This is a genomic window from Auritidibacter ignavus, assembly GCF_029853775.1.
Lineage (GTDB): Bacteria > Actinomycetota > Actinomycetes > Actinomycetales > Micrococcaceae > Auritidibacter > Auritidibacter ignavus.
The window spans coordinates 222922-235877 of the sequence record NZ_CP122564.1 but is presented as its reverse complement, the minus strand read 5'-3'; the positions used below and the strand labels follow the sequence as shown (position 1 = coordinate 235877).

Sequence of the window (12956 nt, the reverse complement as noted above, 5' to 3'; positions counted from 1 at the left end):
CACCACCGAGAATTTATTGTCACGAGATCCGATTTCAAGCCCTGGCTGATCGGACAGCAACCCTCTCTCTGGAGATCGACCACAATCTCTTACACAGTGGGGTGCTCCAGGTGAAGACAAGGCCCATTCGGCAAGTGTGTTTAAGGAGAATCATGTCACGTGCCACACCCGAAACCTCCCACTTCGTCATCGGAGTTGCGCTGGATCGAGGGGGTTTCCACCCCGCAGCCATCCGGAGCCAGCAGGCTCTTGCCGATAACTTCTCCATCACAGCGTGGGAAGACCTCGTGCGTCAGGCTGAGAACCTGGGGGCCGGATTCGTGACCCTCGAGGATGCGTTCAATGACGCCACCCGCCCGGGATTCGATACGTCGTTGCTGGCCTCGTGGTTGGCGCCCCGCACCGAGAAGATCGGCCTGATCCCGACGCTGACCACCACCCATACCGAGCCCTTCCACGTCTCGAAAAATCTTGCCACGCTTGACTATGTCAGTCACGGTCGCGCTGGCTGGCAGGTTGCAGTCTCAGCCACCGAAGCCGAAACGCTGCTAGTGGGACGAGGACGCGCCTACGACGATGAGGCCTCGCTTTATGCTGAAGCCCGCGACGTCATCGAGGTCGTGCGCGGTCTGTGGGATTCGTGGGAAGACGACGCCGAGATTCGCGATGTAGCCACCGGACGATTCATCGACCGCGACAAGCTCCACTACGTGGACTTCGAAGGAGACTTCTTCTCCATCAAAGGCCCCTCTATCGTTCCCCGGCCACCGCAAGGCCAGCCACTGGTCACCATTGCAGGTACCAGCGAAGAGGTGCTGAACACTGCAGTGCGCGCTGCCGACGTGATCTTCACCGGCACCTCGGCCCCGGAGAAGTTGACCTCACTCCACGAAAGGATTACAACGCTGTCCGACCAGCACGGTCGTGACAAGAACGCGCCGCCGAAGGTCGTGGCCGATGTGTACTTTGCGGTTGATCCAGACGAGTCAGAGGCGCTCGCACGCTGGCAACGCCTCAACGAGGTCCAGACCCTTAATCCTTCTCAGGCCGATGAGGTCGTCATCGGTACTCCAGAGCACCTCAGTGAACGCCTAGACCAGGTCAAGGCCGCCGGGGTTGATGGCGTCCGGCTTTGGCCTGCCCAGAACCAGCACGACCTTGCTGTGATCGAGCAGCACCTGAAATCTGTCGTGGAGACACTCCAAGATCACCCAGCCGATAACAATGCCGCTCCATTGCGGGCCCGGTTCGGACTTGGTCGTCCCGCAAACCGGTACGCCTCAGCTTCCTCGTCCGCTTCCGCTCACTAACCTCCCCCAGGAGACACTCATGACGAATCAGCAGAATCACTCTTCCCCTCGCCAGATCATCCTTGGGGCACACTTCCCCGGGGTGAATCATCACACCGTGTGGTCCGATCCGGAGTCTGGAAGCCACATTGAGTTCGAGTCTTTTGAGAAGTTCGCCGCCGAAGCCGAGCGTGGTCGCCTGGACTTCATTTTCTTGGCCGAAGGGCTCCGACTGCGCGAAAACCGGGGTCTGATCCACGACCTGGATGTCGTTGGTCGCCCCGACACGTTGCCGATCTTGGCAGCCTTGGCCTCGGTGACCGACCACATTGGACTGGTCGGGACTATTAACGCCACCTTCAATGAGCCCTATGAGGTGGCTCGGCAATTTTCAACCTTGGACTATGTCTCCAACGGGCGAGCTGGTTGGAATATTGTCACCACCTCCGATTCCTTCCACGGCGCCAACTTCCGTCGTGGCGGTTACCTCGACCGGGCGGACCGCTATGTGCGGGCTTCTCAGGCTCTGGATGTTGCCAATCGTTTCTGGGCAAGCTGGAAAGATGTCGAGTCCGAGCGGGAACGTGTGAACGTCACCAACGATCAGTTCGATATTCACGGCGAGTTCCCGCTCCCCCGTTCCCCTCAGGGGCGTCCGTTGATCTTCCAGGCCGGAAAATCCGCTCAGGGTCAAGACTTCGCGGCCGGTAACGCCGATGCTATTTTCACTTTGCACACTGATAACGAAGACAGCCGACAGTTCTACCATGAACTCTCCGAGCGGGTGCGACAGGCCGGCCGTGATCCCGAATCTGTCAAGATCCTGCCGGGTACTTCCGTTGTTGTGGCAGATACCGATGAAGAAGCAGAAGAACTGGCTGCGACGATTCGGGCTCAGCAGGTCAGCGGTCAGACCGCCATCCTGTTGCTGGAACAGATTTGGAACCGAGAGCTTTCAGAGTTCGATCCCGAGGGCCCACTTCCTGATGTGGACCCGGTGGTCGGTGAAACCACCATCAGTAAGGGTCGCAGTGAGGTCAGGCATGACGACCGGTTCGCGACCGTGCAGAAGCTACGGGACATCGCTGAGGCGCGCAATCTGAACCTGCGCGAAACAGTGATTGCCACCCAGTCGCGGCAGACCTTCGTCGGAAGCCCTGAAACCGTGGCGTCCGAAATGATTGAGACTGTGGAAACCCATGTCAGCGACGGATTCATTCTGGCACCACATCTGAGCCCGACCGGACTCGTGCCTTTCATCGACCGCGTTGTTCCGTTACTCCAAGAGCGGGGTGCTCTACGCACCGACTACCCAGAGGGCGCAACGTTACGTGAACTACTCGGTCTGCCCACAACGTGGGATCCGGCCACGACCGGCCGGGCAACTTTCCGGCAAGGGGTGAATGTCTCATGAAGCAGCGTCACGCACGGTCCTCACGTCATGGCGTCCGCTCACTAGCCCTTGTTGCAACGGCCCTATTCGCCTTCACTGGTTGCAGCAGTGGAACTGGCCTGGAATTTTCCCCCGCCGCGGAAGTGGACGAGGAGAACGTTTTACACATAGCGGTTGGTTCGGACGCTGGTTGCGCTGATCCTCAGCAACTCATTCTGAATGATGCGGTGTTTTCCACACGTCACTTGGTAGATTCACTCACGGACCAGGACCCTGAGACCGGTGAAATCGTCCCCTGGCTAGCTACTGACTGGGAAGTCAACGACCAAGCTACCGAGTTCTCATTCACCCTGCGCCCCGGAGTGACCTTTTCTAATGGTGAGCCTGTGACTTCTGAGGTCGTCAAAGCCAATTTTGAACGAATTCTCGAGTTCGGTCCACGCGGAAATATTGCGCGAAGCTATCTGGAGAATTACGAGGACACCGAGATCGTCAACGACCACGAATTTGTGGTGAAGTTCTCCGAACCAAATGCGCAATTTCTACAAGCCACGTCCACCCACAACCTGGGGTTGCTGGCTTCGGAGTCCATCGAGCTCTCGGATGATGAACGTTGCCAAGGGGTTATCGGGTCCGGTGCATTTGTCTTGGATTCCTACCGCCCTAATGAAGGAATTAACCTGGTCGCCAGGGAGGATTACGACTGGGGTTCGCCTCTATACGAAAACCGTTCGGCACCCAAGATTTCCGGGGTGAGCTTTACCGTCGTTCAGGAATCTGGAGTACGCGCCGGGCTCTTGCAGTCAGAGCAGGTTGATGCTATTGGAAGCGTGGCGCCACAGGATATTCCCGCTATCGAACAAACCGATGCCACCTTGCACACACTGACCGTTCCCGGAGTACCGATGTCGCTTCGACTGAACCACGACAGTCCGGTGATTCAAGAGCATGCTGTGCGCGAAGCCATCTCGCTGGCTATTAACCGGGAACAAGTGGCCGAGGTCGTTTACCCTGATGGGGCTCCCGCAGCCACGAGTATCTTGTCGTCGACCACTCCGGGCCACAGTGATTTCTCCGAAGAGCTACGCTACGACCCTGAAAGAGCACGGCAGCTACTGGCGGAGGCCGGCTTCACCCCTGGTGACGATGGCATCCTGGTTCGTGACGGCGAACGCCTGGAACTTGATTTCACCTGGTCAGCCATCACCGCTACGAACTCGGGTTCGGTGGAGTTGATCCAACAGCAACTCTCAGAAGTCGGTATCGCCGCAGAACTAGATGAGGGGACCCCCGCCCAGTGGACGGCCAAAGTGGCCGAGGGCAATTACCACCTCGATTGGTTCAACACTACCCGTTCTGATGCCGACATTCTCCGGACTGTCTTCGACTCTCGTCTGGCAAATACCTCTCATCTGCCGGAGGGATATCACACCGATGAAGCTCTTTCCCTTCAGGCCACAACCCTGGACCCCGAAGCACGGGAAGAAGCCATCCACCAAGCTCAAAAAGCACTGATTGAGGACTACACATCCATTCCAGTTATCGATCACACCAACGTCATGGCCACCTCCGCTGAGGTATCCGGGCTGCGATTTGATTCAGATCGACGAATTCGTCTGTACGACGTGACTTTGAATCGAGGTGAGGACTGATGGCCCGTTACGTTGGCATCCGAGTCCTGATGGCGCTGCTCGTTTTGTGGGCAGCCTATACAGTCAGTTTCATTATTCTCTACATGATTCCCGGCGACCCTGTGCTGGCCATGGCCGCTGGTGGTGGCGACCCGAGTGCCGTGGATGAAGAGACACTCGCAACGTACCGAGAAGCCTATGGTTTCAACGATCCGCTCATCGTCCAATACTTCAACCGTCTTGGTGCCGCCATCACTGGTGATTTCGGTGAATCGATGCGAACCGGTCAACCGGTCTCCACAGCGATCGCCGAGGTCATCCCCTCCACCGCGCAATTAGCGGGGGTCGCGTTGTTACTCGCCGTAGTGTTGGGCGCAGCAATTGCCATGCTCGCCACCTATACGAACATCACCTGGTTGAAGAACCTATTGTTGTCGTTGCCTCCCTTGGCCATCTCTTTACCCACCTTCTTCATTGGTTTGTTACTCATTCAGGTTTTCAGTTTCCAGTTGGGTTGGCTACCTGCATTGGGTGGGGCGAACCTGGCCGGAATCATTCTTCCGGCGATAACACTCAGCCTTCCGATTGGCGCGGTGATCTGCCAGGTTTTTGCATCCAGCCTGGAAAGAAGCTCGGCAGAGTCCTACGTCAATACAGCGCGGGCAAAGGGACTCAACCGGTTTACCGTGCACCTGCGCCATGTGGCCCGAACCTCACTGGTCCCGGCCCTATCGATGGTGGGACTGGTCGCCGGCGGTTTACTAGCCGGGTCAGTCATCGTTGAAACGGTGTTCTCACGTCCCGGTGTCGGACAGCTGACGGTTCAGGCTGTTTCCACTCAGGATCTTCCGGTGGTTCAAGGCATTGTCGTCTTAGCAGCTGTCGTCTTTGTCACCGTGAATCTGCTGGTGGACCTGGTGTTGCCAGCGATCGATCCTCGAGTACGACTTGGCCGTCGTTTCGCCTAAGAGAACGGGAAACTCATCATGACTCAAACACTCTCTGCTCGACTGCCCCGATCGTCCGCAGAACCCACCATCGCACAACGATCTCAACACAACCGACCACCACAATTCTCGCCAAAATCCATCACGTCTCGAATCGGGCTGATCCTGGCCGGTGTATTCTTGGCCCTCGTGGTGATCGCGGCCTTCTTCCCCGGGGTCCTGGCTCCCGGTGATCCTTACCAAGGTGATACCAATAACGTGCTACAGTCGCCCAGCCTGGCCCATTGGTTCGGTACCGATCAACTCGGCCGAGATTTGTTCACCCGCGTAGTCCACGGTACTTCACTGTCACTGCAGACCGCCCTGATGGCCGTTGTCATCGCCTTCGTGAGCGGAAGCTTCTTCGGAGTGCTCTCTGGATTCCTGGCAGGTAAAGTCGACCAGGTCATCATGCGCATCGTGGATGTCCTTTTGGCGATTCCTTCGTTGCTCCTCTCACTCGCGTTGATTTCCGCACTCGGTTTCGGCTCGTTGAATGTTGCCATTGCTGTCGCTGTGGGGTCCGTGGCAACCTTCGCTCGCATCGCACGGTCCGAGAGCCTCAAAGTCTCGGGTGCAGACTATGTTGATGCGGCCCGTTCCGTCGGCTCCAGTCGATTCAGCATCCTGGTACGACACGTGTTGCCCAATGCTTCCGGACCCATCATCGCGCTGGCCGTGTTGGAATTCGGCAACGCCATCCTAGCGGTCTCCGCCTTGAGCTTCCTGGGCTTCGGTGCTCCCAAGCCGGCACCTGAGTGGGGAGCCCTGGTCTCTGAGGGCCGCAACTATCTCTACAGTGCTAGCTGGTTGACGCTACTACCAGGCCTGGTGGTAGCTGCTACTGTGCTCTCCGTCCACGTCATTGCCCGCCGGATTTCCGCGCGAAAGGGGGTTTGATTCCCATGACCGTTCTGCTTGAAAATGCCTCGTCGAGCGCCCCGAAGCCAACGACACCGTTGCTTCAGTTGGAAGGACTGAAAGTCGATTATCGATCCGGGTCCTCCACCACACCGGCCCTACACGGCATCGATTTTGCTGTCTGCCCCGGACAGAGAATCTCCGTGGTAGGCGAGTCCGGGTCCGGCAAGTCCACCTTGGCTCTGTCCTTGCTCGGGTTGCTCCCGCCGGAAGCCTCCATTCGTGACGGCAAACTTTCCTGGGGCGATACCCCCGTCGCGCTGAGCTCTGATCGAGCCTGGCAACGACTCCGTGGTCAAAAGATCGGATTGATCCCTCAGGATCCCGGTGTCAGCCTCAACCCGGTCTACACCATTGGCCATCAACTCATTGAGGCCATTCGCGCCCACCAGAAGGTGCCGAAGGCTCTTGCCCGTCAACGCGCTCTGGAGTTGCTCGACCAGGTAGGGCTCGATGCGGTAGAGACCCGTTTTGACCAGTACCCACATCAACTCTCGGGTGGTATGCGGCAACGCGTCCTCATTGCTATTGCCTTGGCTCCCGAGCCGGATCTGCTCATCGCGGATGAGCCCACCTCCGCTCTGGATGCCACGGTGCAGCGTAAGATCTTGGACCTGCTGGATTCCATCATCAGTGAGCGAGACATCGCCTTGGTGCTCATCACCCACGATTTGGCAGTCGCTGCGCAACGCACCGAGACCACCGTGGTGATGCACCACGGAAACGTGGTGGAAATCGGAGACACCGGAACCATCCTCAATACCCCCACGCACAGCTACACCCAGCGTCTGGTGACTGCGGCTGATTCATTACACCGCTCGACACATATCCGTCCCCCACTGGAGGTCGAAACCGAAGTCCTGGTCCAGGTCCGCGGACTGAAACGCCATTTCGCCCAGCCGAAGGCCACGTCACGGCGCCATGACGCCTCAACATTGCGTACCAACGCCGTTGACGGCATTGATTTCGTGATCCGGCGCGGTGAGACACTGGCACTCGTGGGTGAATCGGGGTCCGGTAAATCTACCACCGCACGATTGGTACTCGGTTTGGATACTCCGACCGAGGGGACCGTGACCTTCGACGGGGAACCCGTTCATAACCTGTCGGGACGTCGTTGGCGACAGTTGCGCCGCCGGGCGCAGTTGATCTACCAGAATCCGTTTGCGTCATTAAACCCTCGCTGGAGCCTGGAGCAGATCATCACCGAGCCCCTGCGCGCTTTCAAAGTCGGCAACCGCGCCGAGCGTCGTGCCACGGCCGAGACACTGCTCGACCAAGTCGGGTTACCCGCCACGTTTGGGTCCAGATTGCCCAGGGAGCTGTCTGGCGGTCAGCGTCAACGCGTCGCGATTGCACGGGCCTTGGCCTTATCCCCCGACTTTGTGGTCTGCGATGAGCCGGTCTCAGCCCTGGATGTTTCGGTCCAGGAACAGGTGTTGGACCTGATGTTGGATCTGCAAGCCGAACACGAATTGACCTATTTGTTCATCACCCATGACCTGGCTGTCGTACGCCGACTAGCACACCGCGTCGCGGTGATGAACCAGGGCAAAATTGTCGAGACCGGCACCACCCAAGAGGTGTTTGCTAACCCGCAAGAAGAATACACCGCCTCGTTGCTCAAGGCTGTTGAACCTCTTGGGGCAGGACACTAGCAACGCCAGCGACACCCAATACCGCAATAGCTGAAAGACCTCCGGCCACCACGATGCGGATCTCAGATTCCGTTAGTCACCGGAGGTCTTCTGCTGTCGGTTCCTCGCCCTGTGTCCCGTACCCGTCAGCCCACCGCACACGAGTGCCGTCATCATCAGCGCCGTCGTTAGCACGTACCAGCGACCTGCAGGGCTCTCGGAGGCTCCTGTCTTGAGATTCTCGCCGTACACCGTGCGGGGCTGAGGAGTGCACGGACGAGTCCGCTGGTAGCCGCCGTCCGCTCCAGGTGGCCGGACTGCTTGGCCCCAAAGTCACGAAGGCCCGACTCACGACCGCTGAATCGCGTTATCGTAGGGGAACGGGAAAATCGGGAAACGGGAATCAGCAGACCGAGTCGGTCGGTTTCGGATTATCCATCCCGAACAGCGCGCGGGCTTTCAACCCGGCCCAGGTACCCGCCAACGCGGCCACGGCCCACAGCCAACCCGACACGGATCCCGAGGCAATGCCACCTAAGTAGGCGCCGATATTGCACCCTTCGGCAAGACGGGCGCCGATCCCCATCAGGATGCCGCCAAGAACAGCGATGCCTGCTTGCCTCCAGTTGATATTGCGGGCAAACGCCCAGGTCCCGGCCGCCGTAGCAGCAAGGGCTGCCCCGATCATGATGCCAAAGTTTGTCAGTGAGTTCTTGTGGGAAAGCACTGAACCCTCCAGCATGGCGGCCCAGTTTTCTTGTTGCCAGAATTCCCACGTTTCGGGCTGGAAACCAATGAACTGTAGAACCTTGGCGCCCCACAGAGCGAAGGCATTGGTAATGCCCCAAATTCCGCCAGAGACCCACATCACGGCCCCGCCGAGCACCGCGAGCACCAGTGCTCCAACCCACATCGGCCATGAGCCTCGTAGTATTCGAGCAGCACCACGTGCTGTCGGAGGGTTTCCGGTTGGAGGTGGGTTGCGACGGCCCTGGACAACGCGCGTGATCGCCACAATAACAAGTAGCACCGCAATGGTGATCGCCCAGCCTCCCACATAGCCGACATGGTCTGAGAGCAATACCGGTTCCATACCGGGAAGGTCAGAGACCAACGGGTAGAAAAATGGGGCGGTATAGATGATGGAACCAGCGATAAAGCCAATCAGCGTGGGGATCACCATCGATTGTCCGGAGCCCACGGCAAAAAGTGTTCCCGAGGCGCAACCACCGCCCAATTGCATCCCCATGCCGAAAATAAAGGCACCTAGGAGAAGCCCTACCCCGATCGTCCCGGCATAGGGCGTCGGTTCGTTGCCGAAGGCTCCCCACCCGGTGGTAAAGAGCAACATAAAGATTGTTGCAGTTGTCCCGAGTAAGAGAGCGTGATTTCGAAGTCCTTTACCATTGCCGACAGCTACCAGCTGTCGCCAGGCGGAGGTAAAACCGAACCGGGAGTGAAATAGCGCTACGCCGAGTCCGAGGCCAATGAGAAAGAGCACGCCGAAGTAGAGCCCCTGCTCTATGCCGGCGTTGAGGGAGTTGACATTGTAGATCAGGGCCAACAACCCGATGGCCAATAGAATGAAGATGCTGATCTTGTTACGTTGTACCGGACCAACCGGATCAGGCTTCGGAGGTTCTACTCGAGTCGGCGCCGGTTCGAAGACTGAGAATTCTGTTTTTGTCTTGCTAGTTGTCATTGCTCAACAGACCCTTCGGAACAGACGTCACCAGCAAACGCTGGGCAGAGACATTAGTTGGACCAGGCTAACGCCGATCACGTTGTTAACATCAGCTGTCTGTCATAAAGGGTCATCACCCGGTCACGAACATTAACACGGAACTTTCTCCCCAGAACCGCTGGCGCGCCCGTGTTTCGCGAAGTGTGCCCAGCAACGGCTCGGGCCCGTCGCAAGCTTGCGAGGGGCCCGAGCTGTTACTGGTGAGCTTGGTCTGTGCTCTGTGGGATCCAACTAGCTGCGCAGAGCGCGCTCAAGATCGATCAGCAGGTCCTCGATGTTTTCGATGCCCACGGACAGCCGCACCACATCAGCGGGCGGAGCTTGTTCGCTGCCCTTGGTGGAACCGTGTGTCATGGTGGCAGGATGAGAGATGAGCGACTCGACGCCACCGAGGCTGACCGATAACAGGAACGTTTCGGTGGATTCGGCCACCTGACGCGCTTTGGCCTCTCCCCCGTTTAATCGGAAGCTCACAATCCCCCCGGAATCACTCATTTGTCGACGAGCGATGTCGTAAGTGGGGTGGGAAGACAATCCGGGGTAGAAAACCTGGTCGACCTCGGACCGATCCTGGAGCCATTCCGCGATGATTCGTGCATTTTCACAGTGTTGTTGCATCCGCACGCCCAGAGTTTTCAACCCACGAGAGGTGAGGAAACAGTCCTGGGGGCCTGCCACAGCACCGGCAGCGAATTGCTGGAAGCCGATGACCTCGGCTAGTGGTTTGTCTTCCCAGCTCGTCTGGCCAACCACAATGGCGCCACCCAAAACGTCTGAATGGCCGCCAATGTATTTGGTGGTTGAGTGAATCACCAGATCCGCACCGAGAGTGATCGGCTGTTGTAGTGCCGGTGATGCGAAAGTGTTATCCACTACGAGCAGTCCGCCATATTGATGCGTTGCTTCTGCCCAGGCAGAGATATCAACCACGGTCAGCAACGGGTTGGAGGGCGTTTCCAACCAGACCACGTCAGGACGGTATGTTTCCACCGCCTGAGCGAGCTTGTCTTGCTCGCTGGGACTCACGAAGACGGTATTAACTCCCCACCGAGCGTAGAGCTGGGTGAGCAGTCGGTGTGTACCACCGTAGGTTTCGGCCGTGCTGACAACGGTTGCACCAGGTTTCAGCACCGCCCGCAACAGAGCATCTTCAGCAGCCATGCCCGAGGCAAAACTAAACGCTGCAGCACCGGCCTCGAGCTTGGCCAGCTGTTCTTCGAGACCGGTCCGTGTGGGATTACCGCCGCGGGAATATTCAAAGCCAGCGCGTAGTGTTTCCACACCGGGTTGCACAAACGTCGAGGTTTGATAGATCGGTGGAATCACCGCTCCGGTCAGTGGATCCGGGTCTTGACCAGCATGGATGGCTCGGGTTCGGAACCCCGGGGTGGGATTTTCGTTTTTCTTGCTCGGGATGTTGTGGTGAAGATCAAGAGTTGTCATGACAGTGCCGCCTTTGCTGATTCTTCTGCCTTAGTGGTGTTTGCATCTGCCCAGACCTGTTCGGACGCGGGCTGATTTGCTTGAACAAGCTGGTCCAGCCCTTGTTTGACGTCGTGCCACAAATCGTCGACATCTTCGCGTCCAACTGCCAGTCGCACGGTGGTCTCGTTGATCTGTCCAGCGATGCGAAGCTCCTCCGAAAGGCGACAGTGGGTCGTGGTCAGCGGGTGGGTGATCAAGGAGCGAGAGTCGCCAAGATTGACCGCCAGGGTAAACAGCTGCAGTGAATTGAAAAACCGCTCAACACCGGCAGAATCGGTATTCAATTCGAAAGAGAATACCGCTCCCGTCCCCCGCGTGAAGTCTCGTTCCGCAATGTCTTTATTCGGGTGAGATTCCAGCGAGGGGTGGCTCACCGAACGCACACCGGGGTGCTGTTCCAGTCGACGAGCGAGTTCCGTAGCGGTCTGGCTGTGGCGGGGCAACCGCAGGTCGAGCGTTTCAATACCCTCCAAAGCCTGCTGGGCGTTCAACGCCGATAGCACCGGTCCCACGTCGTTGAGCAACTGTGCTCGAAGCAGATGCAGCACAGAGCCTGCCTCCCCGTATTTCTCCACCAAGGACTGAGGACCAAAACGAGGGCGTGGTGTGGTCAGCTGTGGCCATAGCTCTGGACGTTGTGAGGGATGGAAATTGTCCGTGACAATGACCGCTCCTCCGAGAGAGGAACCGTTTCCGACCAAGTATTTGGTCACCGAGTGCACCACGAGGTCAGCACCCAGACGAGCAGGTTGGAGCAAATACGGTGTCGCCAGGGTATTGTCGACAATCAGTGCCACCCCGTGCCGGTGAGCAACTTCTGCCAAGGCCGGGATATCCGGCAGGTCTGCGTGTGGGTTGGCAATGGATTCGACCACAAAGACCCGCGTGCGTTCGGTGATCGCTTCCTCCCACTGCTGGGGATCGTGCGGATTGACCCAGGTGGTGGTGATCCCGGCTTCCGCCAGGCTGTCGTTGAGCAAGTCAGCGGTGCCACCATAGATACGGTTTGAAGCCACCACGTGGCCGGCCGGAGCCTCCGGATGGGGTTGACCGTCTGGGCTTTGCGAGGACCGTCCTGCCAGGGCCAGCACACTCAGCGTGATGGCGGCCTGGCCCGACGCGGTGGCGACCGCCCCGACTCCGTCTTCCAGGCTGGCAAGTCGCCGTTCCAGCAATCCAACCGTGGGATTTCCAGTTCTGGAATAGGTCAGTCCAGGTTGACGTTGGGCGAAGACTTCACGGGCTTGGGCGAAAGAATCGAATCCGAAGGCAGCTGAAACATAGACTGGTTCGCGTACAGGACGAATGGATTCATCCGGGATACGGCCCGCGTGAATTTGTTGGGTACTAAACCCGGATTGACATGGGCCCTCAGAGTCTTCGGCAGAAAAGTGACTGGTAGTAGACATAACGTCCCCCTTGATACTAGGGCGTGTCTGCCAGTGCTGGGCACGCCGTGCTTGCCTCCAGCGGTGTGCTGAAGACCGGATCATCATCTGAGGCACCCCGTCACAGCGGAAAGGGTTGCCGACCGGCCAGTCAGAGCTTGTTGAACCGGTTCTCGTGATCCTTTGTCAAAGTATTCTACTTGTTTTCGAGGAGTGGTTGGTCTAACGAATTTGGTCTCAACCTCCGCTACCGCCACCCACTCTGAAAGACACTTTAAAAATCGCCCTGATAGTGGTCAAAGCACCGGGTGGAGGACCCGTCATATTCTGTCGTCAAACCTTCATTACCGTGAATATCTCACATTATGACGACGCTGGCCGCGCCGGGTTCTTTCCCCACGCGGCCAGCGTCGCGGTGTGTCTTCCGTGCCGTCGTTATTCGACGATCAGGTGACGCTTAGTGCACCCGGCGGTTGCGCACC

General features: G+C 58.2%; 9 protein-coding genes and 2 riboswitches. Of the genes, 6 read left to right on the top strand and 3 right to left on the bottom strand.

Features of this window, described 5'->3' with window-relative positions; genetic code table 11:
- The first annotated feature begins 17 nt into the window (after positions 1–17).
- Positions 18–143: riboswitch (SAM riboswitch) on the top strand.
- Between the two features lie 9 nt (positions 144–152).
- From QDX22_RS01015 to QDX22_RS00990, 6 genes are all read left to right on the top strand, one after another.
- Positions 153–1310 carry an LLM class flavin-dependent oxidoreductase gene (locus tag QDX22_RS01015; RefSeq protein WP_110110036.1) on the top strand — a complete coding sequence of 386 codons (1158 nt, stop codon included), beginning with the start codon at positions 153–155 and terminating at the stop codon, positions 1308–1310.
- A gap of 19 nt (positions 1311–1329) precedes the next feature.
- Entirely contained in the window at positions 1330–2703 is a 1374-nt protein-coding gene (locus QDX22_RS01010) for an NtaA/DmoA family FMN-dependent monooxygenase (protein WP_110100317.1), read from the top strand.
- A 206-nt stretch (positions 2704–2909) separates the two neighbouring features.
- On the top strand, positions 2910–4334 hold the full coding sequence (locus QDX22_RS01005; RefSeq protein WP_158524697.1) for an ABC transporter substrate-binding protein: 1425 nt from the start codon (positions 2910–2912) through the stop codon (positions 4332–4334).
- Positions 4334–5281 carry an ABC transporter permease gene (locus QDX22_RS01000; protein WP_110110035.1) on the top strand — a complete coding sequence of 316 codons (948 nt, stop codon included), beginning with the start codon at positions 4334–4336 and terminating at the stop codon, positions 5279–5281. The genes QDX22_RS01005 and QDX22_RS01000 overlap by 1 nt, the downstream gene beginning before the upstream one ends.
- 18 nt (positions 5282–5299) lie before the next feature.
- Positions 5300–6199, top strand: coding sequence for an ABC transporter permease (locus QDX22_RS00995; RefSeq protein ID WP_110099740.1), 900 nt, complete (start codon positions 5300–5302; stop codon positions 6197–6199).
- A gap of 5 nt (positions 6200–6204) precedes the next feature.
- The gene (locus QDX22_RS00990; RefSeq protein ID WP_110100314.1) at positions 6205–7878 is read left to right on the top strand and encodes a dipeptide ABC transporter ATP-binding protein; all 1674 of its coding nucleotides are present in this window, start codon (positions 6205–6207) and stop codon (positions 7876–7878) included.
- Between the two features lie 382 nt (positions 7879–8260).
- Here the strand turns inward: QDX22_RS00990 and QDX22_RS00985 are convergent, their stop codons facing one another.
- The 3 genes from QDX22_RS00985 to QDX22_RS00975 all read right to left on the bottom strand — a co-directional run bounded on the left by QDX22_RS00985 (position 8261) and on the right by QDX22_RS00975 (position 12495).
- Complete coding sequence (locus QDX22_RS00985) at positions 8261–9559, bottom strand: YeeE/YedE family protein (RefSeq protein ID WP_110100313.1); 1299 nt, start codon at positions 9557–9559, stop codon at positions 8261–8263.
- 273 nt (positions 9560–9832) lie between these two features.
- The gene (locus QDX22_RS00980) at positions 9833–11044 is read right to left on the bottom strand and encodes a cystathionine gamma-synthase (protein WP_110100312.1); all 1212 of its coding nucleotides are present in this window, start codon (positions 11042–11044) and stop codon (positions 9833–9835) included.
- Complete coding sequence (locus tag QDX22_RS00975; RefSeq protein WP_110100311.1) at positions 11041–12495, bottom strand: O-acetylhomoserine aminocarboxypropyltransferase/cysteine synthase family protein; 1455 nt, start codon at positions 12493–12495, stop codon at positions 11041–11043. The genes QDX22_RS00980 and QDX22_RS00975 overlap by 4 nt, the downstream gene beginning before the upstream one ends.
- A gap of 42 nt (positions 12496–12537) precedes the next feature.
- Positions 12538–12655, bottom strand: a riboswitch (SAM riboswitch).
- Positions 12656–12956: the final 301 nt, after the last annotated feature.

Bases quoted from the DNA above. Each gene is read 5' to 3' on its own strand.
- QDX22_RS00980 (WP_110100312.1), bottom strand. From the start codon at position 11,044: ATGACAACTCTTGATCTTCACCACAACATCCCGAGCAAGAAAAACGAA.
- QDX22_RS00975 (WP_110100311.1), bottom strand. From the start codon at position 12,495: ATGTCTACTACCAGTCACTTTTCTGCCGAAGACTCTGAGGGCCCATGT.
- QDX22_RS01000 (WP_110110035.1), top strand. From the start codon at position 4,334: ATGGCCCGTTACGTTGGCATCCGAGTCCTGATGGCGCTGCTCGTTTTG.
- QDX22_RS01015 (WP_110110036.1), top strand. From the start codon at position 153: ATGTCACGTGCCACACCCGAAACCTCCCACTTCGTCATCGGAGTTGCG.
- QDX22_RS00995 (WP_110099740.1), top strand. From the start codon at position 5,300: ATGACTCAAACACTCTCTGCTCGACTGCCCCGATCGTCCGCAGAACCC.
- QDX22_RS00990 (WP_110100314.1), top strand. From the start codon at position 6,205: ATGACCGTTCTGCTTGAAAATGCCTCGTCGAGCGCCCCGAAGCCAACG.
- QDX22_RS00985 (WP_110100313.1), bottom strand. From the start codon at position 9,559: ATGACAACTAGCAAGACAAAAACAGAATTCTCAGTCTTCGAACCGGCG.
- QDX22_RS01010 (WP_110100317.1), top strand. From the start codon at position 1,330: ATGACGAATCAGCAGAATCACTCTTCCCCTCGCCAGATCATCCTTGGG.